Annotated in this window: 15 protein-coding genes; 4 read left to right on the top strand and 11 right to left on the bottom strand. The window is 71.7% G+C overall.

Features of this window, described 5'->3' with window-relative positions; translation table 11 throughout:
* Positions 1-2: 2 nt before the first annotated feature.
* On the bottom strand, positions 3-1,424 hold the full coding sequence (locus CHR28_RS22590) for an ABC transporter substrate-binding protein (RefSeq protein WP_094055503.1): 1,422 nt from the start codon (positions 1,422-1,424) through the stop codon (positions 3-5).
* 156 nt (positions 1,425-1,580) lie between these two features.
* Here CHR28_RS22590 and CHR28_RS22585 point away from each other — a divergent pair, with 156 nt between their 5' ends.
* Together CHR28_RS22585 and CHR28_RS22580 are read left to right on the top strand one after the other, a co-directional pair.
* Complete coding sequence (locus tag CHR28_RS22585; RefSeq protein WP_094055502.1) at positions 1,581-3,062, top strand: FGGY-family carbohydrate kinase; 1,482 nt, start codon at positions 1,581-1,583, stop codon at positions 3,060-3,062.
* A gap of 102 nt (positions 3,063-3,164) precedes the next feature.
* Complete coding sequence (locus CHR28_RS22580) at positions 3,165-3,788, top strand: histidine phosphatase family protein (protein ID WP_094055501.1); 624 nt, start codon at positions 3,165-3,167, stop codon at positions 3,786-3,788.
* Positions 3,789-3,899: 111 nt separating this feature from the next.
* On the opposite strand, the gene CHR28_RS22575 is transcribed toward CHR28_RS22580, so the two are convergent.
* The 8 genes from CHR28_RS22575 to CHR28_RS22540 all read right to left on the bottom strand — a co-directional run bounded on the left by CHR28_RS22575 (position 3,900) and on the right by CHR28_RS22540 (position 12,430).
* On the bottom strand, positions 3,900-4,547 hold the full coding sequence (locus CHR28_RS22575) for a superoxide dismutase (RefSeq protein ID WP_094055500.1): 648 nt from the start codon (positions 4,545-4,547) through the stop codon (positions 3,900-3,902).
* Between the two features lie 135 nt (positions 4,548-4,682).
* Positions 4,683-6,065, bottom strand: coding sequence for an amino acid permease (locus CHR28_RS22570; protein WP_094055499.1), 1,383 nt, complete (start codon positions 6,063-6,065; stop codon positions 4,683-4,685).
* Between the two features lie 120 nt (positions 6,066-6,185).
* Complete coding sequence (locus tag CHR28_RS22565) at positions 6,186-7,079, bottom strand: TauD/TfdA dioxygenase family protein (RefSeq protein WP_094055498.1); 894 nt, start codon at positions 7,077-7,079, stop codon at positions 6,186-6,188.
* Between the two features lie 17 nt (positions 7,080-7,096).
* Positions 7,097-8,437 (bottom strand): LLM class flavin-dependent oxidoreductase, encoded by a 1,341-nt coding sequence (locus tag CHR28_RS22560; protein WP_094055497.1) that lies wholly within the window; start codon positions 8,435-8,437, stop codon positions 7,097-7,099.
* Positions 8,434-9,207, bottom strand: a complete 774-nt coding sequence (locus tag CHR28_RS22555) for an ABC transporter ATP-binding protein (RefSeq protein ID WP_094055496.1) — start codon at positions 9,205-9,207, stop codon at positions 8,434-8,436. The genes CHR28_RS22560 and CHR28_RS22555 overlap by 4 nt, the downstream gene beginning before the upstream one ends.
* Complete coding sequence (locus tag CHR28_RS22550) at positions 9,183-10,040, bottom strand: ABC transporter permease (protein WP_179272527.1); 858 nt, start codon at positions 10,038-10,040, stop codon at positions 9,183-9,185. The genes CHR28_RS22555 and CHR28_RS22550 overlap by 25 nt, the downstream gene beginning before the upstream one ends.
* Entirely contained in the window at positions 10,037-11,095 is a 1,059-nt protein-coding gene (locus CHR28_RS22545) for an ABC transporter substrate-binding protein (RefSeq protein WP_094055495.1), read from the bottom strand. Before CHR28_RS22545 ends, CHR28_RS22550 begins: the two co-directional genes overlap by 4 nt.
* A gap of 231 nt (positions 11,096-11,326) precedes the next feature.
* Positions 11,327-12,430, bottom strand: coding sequence for an ROK family protein (locus CHR28_RS22540; RefSeq protein ID WP_256984342.1), 1,104 nt, complete (start codon positions 12,428-12,430; stop codon positions 11,327-11,329).
* 544 nt (positions 12,431-12,974) lie between these two features.
* Between CHR28_RS22540 and CHR28_RS22535 the strand changes: the two genes are divergently transcribed.
* Positions 12,975-13,556, top strand: a complete 582-nt coding sequence (locus CHR28_RS22535; RefSeq protein ID WP_094055494.1) for a biotin transporter BioY — start codon at positions 12,975-12,977, stop codon at positions 13,554-13,556.
* Positions 13,557-13,692: 136 nt separating this feature from the next.
* On the opposite strand, the gene CHR28_RS22530 is transcribed toward CHR28_RS22535, so the two are convergent.
* Positions 13,693-14,418 (bottom strand): hypothetical protein, encoded by a 726-nt coding sequence (locus CHR28_RS22530; protein WP_094055493.1) that lies wholly within the window; start codon positions 14,416-14,418, stop codon positions 13,693-13,695.
* A 241-nt stretch (positions 14,419-14,659) separates the two neighbouring features.
* Here CHR28_RS22530 and CHR28_RS22525 point away from each other — a divergent pair, with 241 nt between their 5' ends.
* Positions 14,660-16,906 (top strand): serine/threonine-protein kinase, encoded by a 2,247-nt coding sequence (locus tag CHR28_RS22525; protein WP_256984341.1) that lies wholly within the window; start codon positions 14,660-14,662, stop codon positions 16,904-16,906.
* Between the two features lie 97 nt (positions 16,907-17,003).
* On the opposite strand, the gene CHR28_RS22520 is transcribed toward CHR28_RS22525, so the two are convergent.
* Positions 17,004-18,482, bottom strand: a complete 1,479-nt coding sequence (locus CHR28_RS22520) for an amino acid permease (protein WP_094055491.1) — start codon at positions 18,480-18,482, stop codon at positions 17,004-17,006.
* Positions 18,483-18,747: the final 265 nt, after the last annotated feature.

The following is an 18,747-nucleotide window of genomic DNA, read 5'->3' as shown; positions in this document are numbered from 1 at the left end:
GGCTAGCCCACCTTGGCGGCGAGGTCGTCCGCCAGCCCGTTCAGCACCGACTGCGCCCCCTTGCCGCCGTAGATCTCCTGGAGGGCCGCGGCCCAGCTGGTCGTCGCGTCGAAGAACTGCGCCTGCGGGGTGAACTGGATCCTCGTCTGGTCGACGACCGTCTCGAAGGTCTCCAGGAAGCCCGGCAGGTGCCGCATCTTGTCCTTGTAGGCGGCGTCCTCGGCGACCGACTTGCGCACGGGGTCGATGTGGTTGTGGGTGATCGCGCTCTTGCGCAGGTGCTCCTTGCCGGTGGCCCACTGCAGGAACAGCCAACTGGCGCTCTTCTTCTTGCTCTTGGCGTTCATGCCGAGCGACCAGATCCACATGTTGGTGGCGAGGGAGCCGTCAGGGCCCTTCGGACCGGGGTGGAAGGCGATCTTCCCGGAGGCGGGGCTGGCGCCCTTCACCGCCTGGAAGTAGGCGGCCGTGTCGGCGTCGAACAGCATCCCCGCCTTCTTCGCGCCCAGGTCGCTGGAGCACTGGTACCAGGTGTAGGAGGTCCAGGACGGCGGCCCGCCGCGCTTCACCATCCGGGCCCAGTCCTCAGTGAAGGCGACGGCCTCGGGGCTGTTCATGGCGGGGGTGAGCTTTCCGCCGTCGACCGTGAAGTCCTTCAGGCCGTTGCGGGCGTACATCGTCATGAAGCCCGGGTGGATGGTGGCCCAGCTCCGGGAGCCGCGGACGGCGATCCCGTACATGCCGTCGAAGCCCGCGCCCGGGGCCTTCCGCTTGATGGTCCCGGCCAGTTCGGTCAGTTCGTCGAAGGACTCCGCCGGTTTCAGGCCGAGCTTGCCGAACACCTCGGTGTTGTAGGCGACGACGTTGGTCTCCCAGCCCCACGGCAGCGCGTACTGCCCGCCCCGGCCGAGCGGCGCGCCCGCCTTCAGCGACCACTGGTCGGCCTGCAGCAGGTTCGGGAAGAAGTCCGCCCGGTCCCATTCGTCGCCCGTGGCCGCGGAGTTGCGCATCCAGGGACCGAGGTCCTCCAGCCAGCCGGGCGGCCCGTACTGCCACACCATGTACGCGCCCAGCATGAAGACGTCGTAGGAGGCCCGCCCGCTGGACAGGTCGACGGTGAGCTTGTCGAAGTAGTTGTCCTCGGGGAAGACGTCGTACTCGACCTCGATGCCGGTCCGCGCGGTGAAGGACTTCAGGTCGGCGATGAGGGCGTCCGTGTACGGGTGCTTGTTGAGCAGCGCCTTGACCGTCGTGCCCTTCTCCCGCTTCCAGTCGAAGGAGCCGGTGATGTCGTCGGCGGCGGACCCGTCGCTCTTGCTGTCGTTCCCGCCGAAACCGGCGCCGCAGGCCGTGAGCAGCGGGGCGGCTGCGGCCCCGGCGGCGAGGGCGAGGAAGCGCCGGCGGTCGTGCACGTGCGTGTCCATCCGTACCTCCGCGTGGAGCCTGGTTAACACGTCGAGTCGACTCGCTAACAGAGGGTGGAACGGCTGAAGTTGGGCGTCAATCCCTCGCGCACCGGAAAATATCGGGGCACAGTGAGAAGTTCACAGATCCGGCTGCGACGGCGTGGGAGGTTCCGGATGGTGAACGACGGTGCGGACGAGGGCGCGGCCTGGCTGGGCGTCGACCTGGGCACGCAGAGCGTGCGCGTGCTGCTCGTCACCGCCGACGGCACGGTCCTCGGCAGCGGCTCGGCCCCGCTCACCGGGCGCCGTGACGGGGTGCGGCACGAGCAGGACCCGCTGCGCTGGTGGGCGGCCCTGTGCACGGCGTCCCGGGCGGCCCTCGGCGCCGCGCCCCCGGGCAGGCCGGTCGGCGGCCTCGCGGTGTGCGGCACGTCGGGCACGGTGCTGCTCACGGACGGCTCGGGCCGGCCGGCCGGCCCGGCGCTGATGTACGACGACGGACGCGCCGCGCGGGAGGCGGCCCGGGCCCGGGCGGCCGGGCTCGCGGTCCAGGACACCTGGGCGCTGCCCAAGGCCCTGCGGCTGCTCGGGGAGTACGGCCCGGGCCTGCGGCTCGCCCACCAGCCCGACCTGATCGTCACCCGGCTCACCGGCACACCGCCCCCGGCCGACTCCAGCCACGCCCTCAAGACGGGCTACGACGTGGAACGCGAGGCCTGGCCGGAGGCCGCCCTGGCCCGACTGGGCGTTCCCGAGGACCTGTTGCCCGAGGTGGTGCGCCCGGGCACGCTGCTCGGCGAGGTCGTCCCGGCCGCCGCCGACGCCACCGGCATCCCCGCCGGCACGCCGGTGCTCGCCGGGATGACCGACGGCTGCGCGGCCCAGATCGCCTCCGGCGCGCTGCGGCCCGGCTCCTGGAACTCGGTGCTGGGCACGACCCTCGTCCTCAAGGGCGCGGCCCGCGATCCGGTCCGGGACCCGGCGGGAGTGGTCTACAACCACCGTGCCCCGGACGGCACCTGGCTGCCCGGCGGGGCCTCCAGCGTCGGGGCCGGGGCGCTCGCGGCGCACTTCCCGGACGCCGAACCCGCCGTGATGGACGAGCGGGCCGGGGCGTTCGAGCCGTCGAGTGCGGTCGCCTATCCGCTGGTCTCGCCGGGGGAGCGGTTCCCCTTCCGGGCCCCGGAGGCCACCTCGCTCCTGCTCGGCGACCCGGTGGACGACGCCGACCGGTGGGCCGCGCTGCTCCAGGGCGTCGGCTTCGCGGAACGGCTGTGCCTGGACTACCTGCACCACCTGGGCGCCCCGCTCGACGGCCCGCTCACCTTCACCGGCGGCGGCGCCCGCAGCCCGTACTGGAACCAGCTGCGCGCCGACATCCTGGGCCGCCCGGCCCGCGTCCCCGAACAGACGGAACCGGCCCTGGGGATGGCGGCGCTGGCCGCGTACGGGGCGTCGGGGGCCGGCTCGCTGGCCGGCGTCGCCGAGCGCATGGTCCGCGTCCGCACCGTCCTCGAACCCCGCCCCGCCCGCACGGCGGCCTTCGCCGAGCCGTACGCCCGCCTCGTCGACGCCCTCCGGGACCGCGGCTGGCTCCCGGCCCCGGTGGCGGAACACGCCCGGGCCCGGCTGCACCTGGACGCGGGGCGATCATGACGAGGACCGACGGGACGCGGGGCGAGCATGACGAGGACCGACGGGACGCGGAGCCATCATGACGAGGACCGACCACCCCACCGCACGCGAACGGACCAGTCCATGACCACCACCCTCCTGCTGGCCCGTCACGGGCAGACCGTCTGGCATGCCGAGAACCGCTACGCCGGGGTCAGCGACATCGCCCTCACCGACACCGGCCGCGCCCAGGCCGAGTCCCTCGGCCGCTGGGCCGCCGCCCACCCGGTCGACGCGATCCGCACGTCCCCGCTGTCCCGGGCCGTCGCCACCGCCGACCCCGCCTGCCGCGCTCTCGGCCTCACCCCACGGATCGAACCGGACCTGCGCGAGTGCGACTTCGGCGTCGTCGAGGGCCGCACGCTCGCCGAGTTCGAGGCCGAGGACCCGGAGTGGGCCGCGGCGTACCGGGCCGACCCGGTGGCGCACTCCTTCCCCGGCGCCGAGGACCCGACGGCGGCGGCGGCCCGGGGCGTGCGCGCCCTGCGGGAGATCGCCGCGGCCCATCCCGGCGGACGCGTCCTGGTCGTCGCCCACAACACCCTGCTCCGCCTGGTGCTGTGCAACCTGCTGTCGATCCCGGCGCGCGAGTACCGCAGGGTGTTCCCGCGGCTGCGCAACGCGGCGATCAGCGAACTGGGCCTGCGTCCCGACGGTTCCGCCGCGCTCCTCTCCCTCAACGTGCCGTGCGAGCCGGATCTGCCCTAGCACCGGAAGACCCCCGCGAGTCCTGTCCTCGCGGGGGTCTTCCTCTCATCGCCTGCCGTTCGTGAAGGGTGAGAAGACGATCACGAGGCAGGACGCTTCACGGGGGCGGCCTCAGGGGGCCAGGAGCAGCACGTCCGTGCGGGACTTCGCGGCCGCGTGGCGCCGGGCCACGTCCTGCCAGTTGACGACCTGCCACATCGCCTCGATGAAGTCCACCTTCTGGTTGCGGTACTGCAGGTAGAAGGCGTGCTCCCAGGCGTCGAAGACCAGGATCGGAATGGCGCCCTGGCCGACGTTGCCCTGGTGGTCGTAGACCTGCTCCACGATCAGCCGGCCGCTCAGCGGCTCGTGGGCGAGCACGCCCCAGCCGGACCCCTGCGTGGTCGCCGCGGCCTTGGACAGCTGGGCCTTGAAGCGGGCGAAGGAACCGAAGGACTCGGTGATCGCGTCCGCGAGCTCTCCCACGCCGTCCTGCGCGAGCGGCTCGCCGCCGCCGTCCTTCGGACCGGTCATGTTCTGCCAGTAGATGCTGTGCAGGATGTGCCCGGACAGGTGGAAGGCCAGGTTCTTCTCCAGCCCGTTGATCGACCCCCAGGCCTCCTTGTCCCGCGCCTCGGCGAGCTGCTCCAGCGTGTCGTTGGCGCCCTTCACATAGGCCGCGTGGTGCTTGTCGTGGTGCAGCTCGATGATCTCGGGGCTGATCACGGGGGCGAGTGCCGCGTAGTCGTACGGCAGGTCGGGCAGCGTGTAGACGGGCATGGGCGGGTTCCCCTCCGAACCTCTTATTGCAACTAGCTTGCAACTGCACGCTAGCAGCAAGAGGGCCCGAGGGGTGCCCCGGGCACGCGAAAAGGCCCCCGCGTGTCCCGCGGGGGCCTGCTCGACGTCAGGGTGCTACTGCCGGGCGCGCGCCTTCTGCCAGGCGTAGCCGACGGCCGCGAGGACCAGCGTCATCCCGCCCGTCGAGTACAGCTGCACCCGGGTGTCCGGCTCGCGGGCCATCAGCACGAACACCGCGGCCATGCCGGCCAGGGCGAGCCACGTCAGCCACGGGAAAGCCCACATCCGCACGACCAGCTGCTCGGGCGCCTCGCGCTCCATCCGGCGGCGCAGCCGCAGCTGGGAGACGGCGATGAAGATCCACACCACGAGGATCACCGCGCCGATCATGTTCAGCAGCCAGGCGAAGACATCGTTCGGCCGCCAGTAGCTCAGCAGCACGCACAGGAACCCGAACACGGAGGAGGCCAGGACCGCGATCCGCGGCACCCCGCCCGAGACCCGGCCCAGACCCTTCGGGCCCTGGCCGCGCTCCACCAGCGAGTAGGCGATGCGGGAGGCCCCGTAGATGTTGGCGTTCATCGCCGACAGCAGCGCCACCAGCACGACCACGTTCATCAGCTGGCCGGCGCCCGGGATGCCGAGCTCGTCGAGGGCGGCGACGTACGGGCCCTTCTCGACGACCTCCTTCGAGTCCCACGGCACGAGCGTGACGATGACCGCCATCGAGCCGATGTAGAACAGCGCGATGCGCCACATCGCGGTGCGGACCGCGCGCGCCACGCCCTGGACGGGGTTCTCCGACTCGGCCGCCGCGATGGTCACCGTCTCCAGGCCGCCGTAGGCGAAGACCGAGGCGAGCAACCCGATGACCAGGCCTTCGGCGCCGTTGGGCAGGAAGTCGGTGAGGTGGCTCGCGCCGGGGGAGTCCGTGCCGGGCAGGACGCCCAGGATCGCCAGGACGCCCAGCACCAGGAACAGGGTGATCGCGGCGACCTTCAGCGCGGCGAACCAGAACTCGAACTCGCCGAAGTTCTTCACCGCCGCGAGGTTCGTGCCGCAGAAGACGACCATGAACAGCGCCACCCACGCCCACTCCGGCGTGCCCGGCAGCCAGCCGCTGACGATCTTGGCGGCGCCGATGCCCTCCAGGCCGACGGCCGTGCACAGCAGCACCCAGAAGGACCACCCCGCGGTGAACCCGGCCCAGGGGCCGATCGCCCGCTCGGCGTGCGCCGAGAACGAGCCCGACGAGGGATACGCGGCCGACATCTCGCCGAGCATCCGCATCACCAGCATCACGAGGAGACCGGAGAGGGCGTAGGCGACCACGATCGACGGACCGGCGGCGGCGATACCCGCGCCGGAGCCGACGAACAGACCGGCGCCGATCACCCCGCCGAGGGCGATCATCGACAGGTGGCGCTGCTTCAGGCCGTGGGAGAGGGAGACGCCGTCCGTGCCGGTCGGGGTCTCCTGGGTGGTGCTGCTGGGCATGGGCGCGGCTCGTCCAATGCGTGAGGTGCGTACGTGGGCAAAACGCCGCCAGTCTCGGATGCCTCCCCGCCCGGACGGAGAGGCATCCCACGATGTGGACGTCCGCGTCGCTCAGTGTGGCTAGGCGGCGAGCGGGGTGTAGTGGGAGGCGTCGCCCTCGATGACGTAGCTCTCCTTGCCCTCGATCCCGGCGGGGACGTCCCCGGCGACGGTCACCCGGTGCAGCCGGCGCGGCAGGCCGTCGTAGTTGTCGACCGCGTAGTGCTGGGTGATCCGGTTGTCGAACAGGACGAGCTGGTCCGGCGACCAGCGGTGGCGCAGGACGTGCTCCGGCCGGGTCACGTACGCCTGCAGCAGATTGAGGATCCTGCGGGACTCGCCGGGTGAGAGGCCCACGATCCGCTGGGCGAAGCCGCCGATGAACAGCCCCCGCTCGCCGGTCAGCGGGTGGACGCGGACCACCGGGTGGACCGTGCGGTACTTGATCGACGTGAACTCGGCGCGCCGGGCCGCCTGGTCCTCGTCGACGTCCTCGTCCGGCACGGCGTAGTCGTAGTCGTTGGTGTGCTCCGCCCACAGCGTGTCCGCGAGGCTTCGCAGCGGCTCGGGCAGGGCCCGGTAGGCGGCGGCCGAGCTGGCGATCAGCGTCTCGCCGCCGTAGGGCGGGACGGTGATGCTGCGCAGGCTGGTGGCCTGCGGCGGGTTCAGGACGAAGGTGACGTCGGTGTGCCAGTGGTTGGCGGCCCGGCCGCCCCCGCTGTCCACGGGCAGCACGTTCGGGGCGCCGTCGACGGCGGCCACCGTCGGATGGGCGGTGGTGATGTCGCCGAAGTGACGCGCGAAGGCCTGCTGGCCCGCGTCGTCCAGGCCCTCCGCGTCCAGGACGAGGGCCTTGTGGGCGTTGAGCGCCTCGCGCAGGGCCGTGACGGTCTCCTGGTCGAGGGGCCGGGTGAGGTCGACGCCCTCGACGCGGGCGCCGATGTGCGCGGTGATCTTGTGGATCTCGATGGCCATGACGGTTTCCTTCCGGATCAGACGAGGGCGGGAGCGGTGACGTGCTGGTTGGCGGGGCGCGGAAGGCCGTAGCGCTGCCGCAGGGTGGTGCGGGCGCCGTACTCGGTGCGCAGCAGACCGCGGGCGCGCAGCAGGGGGACGACGTGGTCGACGAAGGCCTCCAGGCCCGACGGCAGCACCGCGGGCATGATGTTGAAGCCATCCGCCGCGCCCGACTCAAACCAGAGCTGGATCGTGTCGGCGACCTGCTCGGGCGTCCCGGCGAAGGTGAGGTGCCCGCGCCCGCCGCCGAGCCGCCCGATCAGCTGCCGGACGGTGAGCCGGTCGCGCCGGGCCAGTTCGACGATGAGCGTGTAGCGGCTCTTGGCACCCTCGATGGCGCTCTCCGGCGGCAGGTCGGCCGGGAGCGGGCCGTCCAGGTCGAGCGTGTCCGGCTCCAGGTGCAGCAGCCGTTCCAGGTGGCGCACGCCGTGCGTGTGCACGATGTGGTCCTCCAGGACCCGCTCGTGCGCCCGTGCCTCGGCCTCGGTCGAGCCGATCACCGGGACGATCCCCGGCAGCACCTTGACGTGGTCGGCGTCCCGGCCGGCCGCGACCGTGCGGGCCTTGAGGTCGGCGTAGAAGGCGCGCGCGTCCTCCACCGTCTGCTGCGCGGTGAACACGGCCTCCGCGTAGCGGGCGGCGAACCGCTTGCCGTCCTCGGAGGAGCCGGCCTGCACCAGCAGCGGGTACCCCTGCGGTGAGCGGGGCACGTTGAGCGCGCCCTCGACGCTGAAGTAACGGCCCTTGTGCCGGGGCGGGTGGATCTTCGCGTCGTCGCCCCACACGCCCGCCGCCTTGTCGGCGACGACCGTGTCGTCCTCCCAGCTGTCCCACAGCTTCAGCGCCACGTCGAGGAACTCGGCGGCCCGCGCGTACCGTTCGGCGTGCGCCGGCTCGGCGTCCAGACCGAAGTTGCGGGCGGCCTCGGCACCGGCGGTGGTGACGATGTTCCAGCCCGCCCGGCCACCGCTGATGTGGTCCAGCGTGGCGAACTTGCGGGCCAGGTTGTAGGGCGAGTTGTACGAGGTGGAGGCCGTGGCGATCAGGCCGATGTGCTCGGTGGCCGTCGCCAGCGCGGTCAGCAGCGTGATCGGCTCCAGCGCTCCGGCGGGCCGCTGCGCCACACTGCTCCACAGCTGCGGGCCGTCGGCGAGGAACAGCGAGTCGAAGGTGCCCCGTTCGGCGATCCGCGCGAGCCGCACGTAGTGGGCCAGGTCGACACTCGCGTACGGGTCGCTCTCCGGCAGCCGCCACGACGCCTCGTGGTGGCCGGTGTTCATCAGGAACGCGTTCAGGTGCAGCCGTCCGCGGGTCATCGGTGATCCTCCGTGACACCGAGCGCGGCCAGCAGCCGCTCCCGGTACTCGCCGAGCAGGGGGTCGCGGTACGACCGCGGGTGGGGGCGGTCGATGGCCAGGTCGAGGCCGATCCGGCCCTGGTCCAGGACGAGCACCCGGTCGGCCAGCACGATCGCCTCGTCCACGTCGTGGGTGACCAGCAGCACCGAGGGCCGGTGGCGCTCCCACAGCTCCCGCAGCAGCCCGTGCATCCGGATCCGGGTGAGCGCGTCGAGCGCCCCGAACGGTTCGTCGGCCAGCAGCAGTTCCGGCTGCTGCACCAGGGAGCGGGCCAGGGCGGCCCGCTGGGCCTCCCCGCCGGACAGCTCGCCCGGCCAGGCCCGCTCGCGGCCCTTCAGCCCGACCTCCTCCAGGGCCGCCCGGCCCCGGCGCCCGGCGTCCTTGCCCTCCGCACCGAGGAGCACGTTGTCCAGGACCCGCCGCCAGGGCAGCAGCCGGGAGTCCTGGAAGACGACCGACACCCGCTCGGGCGCGGTGAGCTGCCCTCCCCCGAGCTCTCGGCTTCGCTCGAGCAGGGGGGACCCCCATCCGGTCACCCCGTGGTCGAGCCCGGCGATCGCCCGCAGCAGCGTGCTCTTGCCGGAGCCGCTGTGCCCGAGCAGGGCCGTGAGCTGCCCGGCGGGCAGGTCGAGGTCGATGCCGTCGAGGACCGTACGCCCGTCGAACGACCTGGTCAGGCCGCGCAGTTGCACGGCGGGGCGGGTCAGCTGCTCAGTGTGCGGCGCCATGACAGCACCCTCCGTTCGATGATGCGGACCGCGCTGTCGGAGATCAGGCCGAAGACCCCGTAGACGACCAGGCCGACGAGGATGACGTCCGTCTGGCCGTAGTTCTGCGCCTGGAACATCATGTAGCCGAGCCCGCTGGTGGCGTTGATCTGCTCCAGCACCACCAGGCCCAGCCAGGAGCCGGTCACCCCGAGCCGCAGCCCGACGAAGAAGCCGGGCAGCGCGCCGGGGATGACGACCTCGCGGATGAACCGCAGCTTCGACAGGCCCTGCACCTCGGCCAGTTCGACGAACCGGCTGTCGATCCCGGACAGCGCGGCATGCGTGTTCAGGTAGATCGGTATGTAGACGACGATCGCGATGATGGCGATCTTGAAGGTCTCGCCGATGCCCAGCCACAGGATGAACAGCGGGATCAGACCCAGCGTGGGGATGGCCCGGTTCAGGTTCACGGTGCCGTCGATCAGCGCCTCGCCGGTCCGGGTGAGCCCGGACACCAGCGCCAGCAGGATCCCCACGGTCAGGCCGATCACGAACCCGCTCGCCGCGCGCTGCAGCGAGGTCAGGATGTCGTCCGGCAGCGTGCCGTCCGTCCACAGCCGCGTGCCGGTCTCCAGCACCGTCCAGGGCGCGGGGATCGCGCCCGGGTCGAGCAGCCCGGCCGCCGAGGCGGCGATCCACAGGACGAGGACGACGACGGGCCCGACGAGCCGGGTGGCCGGCAGCCGCCGGCCGGGGGCCAGCCGCCGGCGCCTGCGCACCTGGTGCGCCTCCTCGACCGGGGCGAGCGGGGCGGCGGCGGTCGTGTGCGTGGTCGCGGTCACGGCGGTCACCTCCGGTACTCCGCCGGCACGGCCTTGGCCGCGAGCGACTCGAAGCGGTGGTCGAACAGCTCGGAGACGTCGAACTTCTTCACGAAGCCGCCCTCCGCGAGCAGATCCGCGGTCTCCTGCTCCCACCGGATCGCCTCGTCCCAGCGCGGCGGGAACAGCGGCTTGTTGGCCAGCGCGGTCACCGCCTTCGCCTGCGCGAGGGTCAGGTTCTGCGTCCCCACGTAGAACTGCTCGTTCCACTCCTCGGGGTGCTCGTACGTCCACACCTGGGCCTTCGCCCAGTAGGGGATGTACGCGGCGACCGCGGCGGCCTTCGCCCGGTCGTTCAGCACCGACACCGGCGCCCACAGCACGCTGAGCAGGTCCACCACGTCGGTCTTGATGGTGCGGGCGGACTTGTACTGCGTCAGGTACGCGGGCACCTGCGTGTTGGCGAGCGGCGCGATGTCCACCTGCCCGGACTGCAGCGCGGTGAGGAACTGGTTGCTGGTCAGCGGCACCAGCTCCACGTCGTCGTACGCGAGCCCGGCCTGCTTCAGCGCCCGCAGCAGGACGACGCCCTGCGCCTGCCCCTGGGAGAAGGCGAGCCGCTTGCCCCGGAAGCCGGCGACCGTGCGGATGTCGCTGCCGGGCTTGGTCGCGAAGAGGTAGTTGGGCTTGCGGGTGATGTTGACCGCGACGATCTTCGCGTCGAAGCCCTGGTAGTGCGCCTGGATCGGCGGGATGCCGGCGTTGTTGGCCACATCCAGGGACTTGGCGCGGAAGGCGTTGATGACATCCGGTCCCGCGCCGATGTTCAGCCAGTTGGACACCGTGAACGGCAGGTCGTCGAACCCGGCCAGCCGGAACTGGAGTTGCTGCGCGTTCTGGTACGAGGCGATCTTCAGGCTCGTTCCCGCGGGGACCTTCGTGGCCAGGGGAGCGTCGGCCGCCGTCTCGTCGGCCGCGGCGCTGCTGTCCGCGCAGCCGCTCAGTCCGGCCGCCGCGGCGGTCACGCCGAGCAGTGAGGTCAGGAACAGACGCCGGTCGAGTCCGGAGACAGGGGGAGAGGACATGGGTGGCTCCCTGGAGATGGAAGAGGGCACAGCGCACGGAATTCCGGGCAGGAAAAAATGACGCGAGGGAATTCACGCGAATGTCACAAAGAAAGGAGAAAGCGCTCCGTGAAGGGGCGCCGGGGGCGCGTCAACGGGTCAGCAACAGAGGGTGCGACAGCTCGTGAGCGGGCTCATGAACAGGATGTTCCTGGTCAGCGGCCCGCCCTGTCAACATTCCGAGTTTCTGAATTAAATAACCTCAGGTGATGCGGCCAGCGGATCCCGGTAGAGCACGTCGAGCGCCACCGCGCCACCGGCCACGGCCAGGACGGAATCCGGGAAACTGATCGGCGAGACGGTTCCGGCGCGGCCGGATCCGACCTCCTCGCGCACGGCCGCGAGGCAGTCCTCCCGGTGCATGACCCCGATCTCCGTCACGACCACCCGCTCCGGATTGAGCACGTCCAGCAGCAGCCCCACCGCGCGCCCCACCCGCCGTGACCGCTCCAGCAGCAGCCCGGCCGCCACCGCGTCACCGGCCGCCGCCGCACCGACCACGTGCATCGGGTTCGCCCCGTCGGCGACCCCCGCCGCACGGGCCCGCCGGCACAGGGTCCGCTCGCTCAACTCCGCCTGCAGGCAGCCCGTCCGGCCGCAGTCGCAGCGCTCCGTGCCGCCCGGCACCGGCAGATGGGCGATGGCCCCGGCCTGGGAGCGCGGCCCGTGGTGCACCTCGTCATGGGTGGCGAACGCCGCGTCGACCACGTTGCCCGCGAACAGGTGCAGCAGACTCCGGCTGCCCCGGGCCCGCCCGAACAGCCGCTCCGCGTTGACCAGCGCCCGCGCGTGCCCGTCCACATGCACCGGCAGCCCGGTGCGCGCGCCCAGCAGTTCGCGCACCGGCACCTCGCGCCAGCCCAGCAGCGGATGCTCCACGACGGTGCCCGAGTCCCGGTCCACCCAGCCGCCCGCCGCGAAACCCACGCCCAGGGCCGTGCTGTGCACGGCCCGGCCGAGCAGCGCCGCCAGCCCTTCGGCGGCCCCGGCCAGCACCCGCGCGGGTTCGGTGCCCTCGTGCTTCAGCTCGCGCCGCGCCACCACGCGCCCGCGCAGGTCCAGCAGCGCGACCGTGGTGTGCGGCACCGCCACGTGCACCCCGCCCACGACGAACCGGGAGTCGTCCAGGTCGACCGGCAGGTGCGGCCGCCCCACCCCCTTGGAACGCCGCAGCACGGCGGACTCGCGGATCAGGCCCAACTCGGCGAAGCGGGCGCAGTAGTCGGTCACCGACGCCGGCGACAGACCGGTGAGCCGGGCGATGGTGCTGCGGGCGACCGGCCCGTGCTCCAGCACGGACCGCAGGACGACGCTCGCACTGGTGCGACGCCGGTCGCTGTCGGCGACACGGGGATGGGGGACGTCAGAAGGGGAGCCGCGGTACGAGGCATGGGAGTCTTCCTGGGGCCGGTCCGACACTGCGCCGTCTCGTTCGGCGAGCCGGATCCGCTCCGCCCCGCCTCACACCGGGCGGCGACAGGTGGCCGTGCCCTGGCGGCGCAGGTCGACATACCGACGCTGCGAGAAGAACCGGGCCTGGGCAACCATGTCCGCGACGCTAGCAAAACGGCCCGCGGCTGCCCAGACGGCGACCGACGGGCGAGACGGCGGGCCGGGCACCTTTGGGGGAAACCTACAGACGGCTTCCGTGCCCCTCCCGTGCCCCACGGCACCCGAGCACCGTGACCGGCGTCACGCCGTACTCGGTGTAACCCCCACTCTTTGTACGGAGCCGACCAACCGCCGGTTCGTGCCTTTGTCGAGCGCTGACGGTGATCGGGCCGTGGGCGCTGGGATAGCGTCACGGTGTCCCACCAGCCCTCACCCTCGCGGAGTCCCCATGAGCACCGCTGCCGCCACACCCGCCCGCACCGGACAGGTCCTCGCCGACCTGCTCCCCGCCTCCCGTGTCCGGGACGCGGCCCTCGTGCTCGGCGGCGCCGCGCTCACCGGACTCGCCGCCCAGCTCTCCGTGCCCGTGCCGGGCTCCCCGGTGCCGGTGACCGGCCAGACCTTCGCCGCGCTGCTCGTCGGCACGTCCCTCGGCGCCGGCCGCGGCTTCCTCGCCCTCGCGCTGTACGCGCTGGCCGGCCTGGCCGGCGTGCCGTGGTTCGCGGGCGCCTCCTCCGGCGTCGCCCCCTCCTTCGGCTACATCCTCGGCATGATCCTCGCCGCGACCGTCGTGGGCGCCCTGGCCCGCCGTGGCGCCGACCGCTCGGTGTGGCGCATGGCCGGCACGATGCTCGTGGGCGAGGCGATCATCTACGCCATCGGCGTGCCCTACCTGGCCCTGGCCACCGGCATGTCCGCCACCGCCGCGATCGCCGCCGGCCTCACGCCGTTCCTCATCGGCGACGCGCTGAAGGCCGCCCTGGCGATGGGCGCGCTGCCGACGGCGTGGAAGTTCGCGAACAAGCGCTGAACGCGGCGAACGAGCGCTGAACGCCGCAGGCAAGCGCTGAACGCCGCGAACAAGCGCTGAACGCGCGGGAGTCGAGGGAGGCCCGCCGGGACGAACCGTCCCGGCGGGCCTCTTTCCGTGTGCGCGCGTGGCCGGATCAGCCCTCCCGCACCGCCGGCCGCCGCCGCTGCGACCACCACAGACCGGCCACGCCCGCGGTCAGCAGCGAGGCACCGGCCGCACCCAGCGGCAGCAGATCACGCGCCGGTCCCGTCCTGGGCAGCTCCTTGCCGCCCGGGCCCGCCGGTTCGTTGTCCGTTCCGAGCAGCAGGGGAGTGGCCGGGGCGTTCGGCGACGGGTTGGTGGTGCCGAACGGCACCGGCCCCTGCTGCCAGAACGTCTTCGACCCGTCGCTCGTCTGAACGGGCAGGCAGATCTTCCCGGTCTTGCCCAGGTCGTACGTCGCGTCGACCGCGTACGACTTCGACTCACCCGCCGCGAGATTGTCGAGCGGGCAGGCGAAACCGCTGTTCGAACCCTCCGGAAGGTCCTTTTCGGCAATCGCGGAACACCCGTCGACGTTCTTGACCACGAGCCCGTCGAAACCCACGACCAACAGCCGCATCTTTCCGCTGTCCTTGGTCCCCTCGTTCTTCACCGTGGCGGTTATCGCCGTCTTTTCGGAGTCGTTGTCGACCGAGATCTTCCCGGGCAGCAGCGTGGTGAGCTTCACCCCGGCCGGTGCTTCGTCGACGACCTTTCCCCCCTTGCTGCTTGCGGGCCCTTCGTCCTCCGCCCCGGCGGTGCCGGAAAGGATCAGCACCGCTGAGAATGATGCCGCGACCAGCGGTCCCACGACCACGGCCGTACGACGAGAACTCATGTTCGTCCCCCTTGCGTCCCCCTGGGCTGCGCCTGAATTCGCAGCACTGAAAGAGGTACCACAAGATTTCTCCGCACTATCCTGGTGCGGCACGAAGTGTGACCGTTGTGTTTCACTGGAGTCGGTCGCGGCGTCGTGGAGGGGGTGCAGCGGATTGCCGGGGAATGCGAACAGCGGCGGTGTTCCAGGGATATTGGTGACGGGACGCTATCGGTTGGTCGAGAGTATCGGCCAGGGGGGAATGGGGCGGGTGTGGCGAGCCGCCGACGAAATACTCGACCGGCAGGTCGCCGTCAAAGAGATGAGGATCGACGGACTCGACGCGGAGGACAGCAGGACGCGCCGCGAACGGACCCTGCGCGAGGCGAGGGCCACGGCCCGTATCGACCACCCCAACGTCGTACGGATCTACGACGTCGTCGACGAGGGCGAACGGCTGTGGATCGTCATGGAGTTGGTGGCCGGCCGCTCCCTGGAACGCGTCCTCGCGGAGGAGGGCGCCCTCGGGCCCTGCGAGACCGCCCGGATCGGACTCGGCCTGGTCGCGGCGCTCCGGCAGGTGCACGAACGGGGCGTGCTGCACCGGGACATCAAGCCCGGGAACGTCCTGGTGGAGAACGCGGGCACGGTGGCCGGATCCGGACGGGCCGAGGGCAACGTCTCGGCCACCCGCGCCCGTTCGCGAGCCCGGCGCGTGGTCCTCACGGACTTCGGCATCGCCGCGATCCAGGACGCCAAGGCGCTCACCATGGTCGGCATGCTGGTCGGTTCACCCGACTACATGGCCCCCGAGCGCATCTCCGGCCGCCCCCAGGGCCCGCCGTCCGACATCTGGTCCCTCGGCGCGACCCTCTGCGCGGCCCTGGGCGGCCGCTCCCCGTTCTCCCGCGACACCACACTGGCGACCCTGCACGCGGTCCTCTACGAGGAGCCGGACCTGCCCGCCACGGCGGGCCCGCTGCGCGAGATCCTCGCGTCCCTCCTGGAGAAGGACCCGTCGACCCGCCCGACTCTGGAGGACCTCGAAACGGCCCTGGAACCGGTGGCGTTCCCCCTCCCGACACCGACGGTGGCGGTGGGAGCGCCGGGCGGAGGGACGGCCGAAGCGGCACCGGAGGCCCGGGAGCCGGACTCACCGGGGCCGGACATCGGGGCAGGACGGTACCCGCGAACGGCACCGGGCCCGGTCCTGGGACCCGCGTCGAGGCCTCAGGTTGCCGAGGAGGGGGAGGAGGAGCGGGAAGAGAGGCGGAGGCCGCAGGGCAACCAGGTGCAGGAGCCGGTCCCGGAGACTGACCCGGACCGGCCGGAGCGGCAGCCAGAGCAGCCGCAGCGTGCAGAGCAGCCGGTGCAATCAGAGAATGCAGAGCAGCGGGAGGGCGTGCCCGGCCCAGCAACCGGGCCGGACCACCAGCCCCCGCCGAGTCCGGCTCCGATCCCTGCCCCAACTCCGCAGGACTCGCGGCCCCCCACCCCACCGGACCCTCGCAGCCCCGCACCGCCCCCGCAACCGCCGCCCCACCCAAGCCCGGACCACCCCGCTCCCGTTCACGTCACCGCGAACCTCAACCCGCAAGCGCAAGCACAGGCCACCGCCACCGCCCAACCGCCCCCAGCCCGTTCCCCCTCCCCGCCCCTTCCGCACAGCAACAGCAGCAGCGACACCCCCGGCACCCAGCCCGTCGCCCCGAGCCCCGTCTCCCTCATCCGCGCACAGGCGGAGACCGAACGCCGCCCGCACCCCGCGCCGCACCCCGCGCCGCACCCGGACCCCGACCCCATGCCGCCGGGCGAGCTCCCCGGCCCCGCCACACCCCACCCCCGCCTCACCCGGCGCCCCGGTGCGCGCCGCCGCCGGACGGTGTTCGCGGCCACGGCGGCCACCGTCGCCACCGCCGGAACCGTCGTGGCCATCCTGCTGGCCACGTCCTCCACCCCGCCGGACGACAAACCCACCCGCGCGGGCGCCACCGCATCCGCGTCCCCGACCACACCGGGCACACCCACCACAACGGCCACACCCACCCCCTCACCCACCGTAGAGGGCACCGCCAGGCCGCAGAGCCCGCCACCCGGCACGCGCCGGGAGGCGGGCGGCTTCGCCTGGGCGCCCCCCGACGGCTGGCGCAGGGACGTGAAGACGGGAGCGGAGGTGCACTACACCTCCCCGGACGGCTCCCAGGAACTGGTCGGCAAGTCGTCCCTGGCCCGCGGCGACCTTCTGGAGACCTGGCAGACCTCGGAACGCAACGCCCAACAGGGCCAGGACTACCGCAAGATCCGCCTGGAGGAGACGACGTTCCGCGGCCACCCCGCGGTCGTCTGGGAGTACACCTTCACGCTGAAGGGCGTCCACTGGCACGCCCGTCTGCTCGGCTTCAACGTGAAGGGGAAGTCGTACCAGGTCAACACCTGGTACGACACGGCCACCGAAACCGAGGCCCTGCGCGTCTACGAGAAGGTCAAGGACAGCTTCACGGTGCTCTGAGGGGGGCCCGGGCAGCGAAAAGGGCCTGCGGTGCGTGCGCCGGAGCAACACGCGCCGCAGGCCCTGCCGTTCACGGGGACGGCGAGCGCCTCAGGGCTCAGCCGGCGGAGACCTTGTCCCGGGCCTCGGCCTCGGCGGCGGCCCGCCGACCGCCCCGCAGCTTCTCCTTCACGAAGGCGATGGCGAGCACCACGGCCGCGACGAGCAGCGACAGCGAGATGGTGGTCCGGCCGTCGTGCTCGGTGTCGGTCAGCATGTAACCGAGGATGAACACGATCAGCGCGGCCGTCGCCCAGGTCAGGTACGGGTACAGCCACATCTTCACGACGAGCTTCTCCGGCGCCTCGGCCTTGATGATCTTCCGCATGCGCAGCTGCGAGAAGCAGATCACCAGCCACACGAAGAGGGCCACCGCACCACTGGAGTTCACCAGGAACAGGAAGACGGAGTCCGGGAACTTGTAGTTGAAGAACACGGCGACGAAACCGAACGCGACCGACGCGAGGATCGCCGTGCGCGGCACGCCGTTGGAGGTCGTCCGGGCGAAGGACTTCGGCGCGTCCCCGCGCTGGCCGAGCGAGAAGGCCATGCGGGAGGCGGTGTAGAGGCCGGAGTTGAGGCAGGACAGCACCGAGGTCAGCACGATGAAGTTCATGATCTGACCGGCGTGCGGGATGCCCAGCGAGTCGAGGGCCGCGACGTAGGAGCCGTCCTCGGTGATGGACTTGCTGTCCCACGGCAGCAGGGCGACGACGACGAAGATCGAGCCGAGGTAGAAGACGGCCACACGCCAGATGATGCTGTTGGTCGCCTTGGTGACGGCCTGCTGCGGGTTCTCCGACTCGCCCGCCGCGAGGGTCGCGATCTCACTGCCCATGAAGGAGAAGACGACGAGCAGCACACCGGTGAGGATGGCCCCGGGCCCGTTGGGCAGGAAGCCGCCGTGCTCGGTGAGGTTGCTCAGTCCGGCCTGCTCGCTGTCCACGCCCGGCAGCACGCCGAACACGGCCAGTCCGCCGATGACGATGAACGCGGCGATGGCGACGACCTTGATGCCCGCGAACCAGAACTCGAACTCGCCGTAGGAGCCGACGGAGACGAGGTTGGTGGCGGTCAGCACGACCATCACGATCAGGGCCCAGGCCCACTGCGGCACGGCCGGTATCCAGCCCTCCAGGATCACGGCACCGGCGGTCGCCTCGACCGCGAGCACCACGACCCAGAAGAACCAGTACAGCCAGCCGATGGAGAACCCGGCCCAGGGGCCGAGCGCCCGGTCGGCGTGGGCGGAGAACGACCCCGAGGTCGGATTGGCGGCGGACATCTCGCCCAGCATCCGCATCACCAGCACCACGAGCGTGCCGACGAGGGCGTAGGAGAGCAGGATGCCGGGTCCCGCGGTGGCGATGCCGGAGCTCGACCCCACGAAGAGGCCGGCGCCGATCACACCGCCGATGGCGATCATCGAAAGGTGCCGGTTCTTGAGTCCGGCCTGCAGCCCGGAGCCGTGCGCCCCGGGTTCTCCGGGGCCTTGGGGTTCGTTTCCGGTTGTGTTCATCGTCGGCTGCGAGGTCATGGAACGGATTTCCTTTGCGCCGGGGAGCGGTACTTCCGTACGAACCGCACACGCCGTACGAACGGGGTGTGTCGCGGCATGACGGTGTACGGGGACCCGTACGAGCGGTGTACGAGCCGGTCCAGTGAATCGGAGGTGAACGTTGAGGAGAACCTTTGAATCCAGATTGTTACTTGAGGTTTTCCTGATCTTCCGTAATGCGGCTCACATTTTCCTGGCCTTTTCCGGAGCGCCACCCCGCGCGCCTGCCCCGAAACACCCGTGT

It is taken from the genome of Streptomyces sp. XY006 (assembly GCF_002237655.1).
In the GTDB taxonomy this organism is placed as follows: Bacteria; Actinomycetota; Actinomycetes; order Streptomycetales; family Streptomycetaceae; genus Streptomyces; species Streptomyces levis.
Note: the sequence above shows the minus strand (reverse complement) of the source record. Positions and strands in the feature narration are given on the sequence as shown.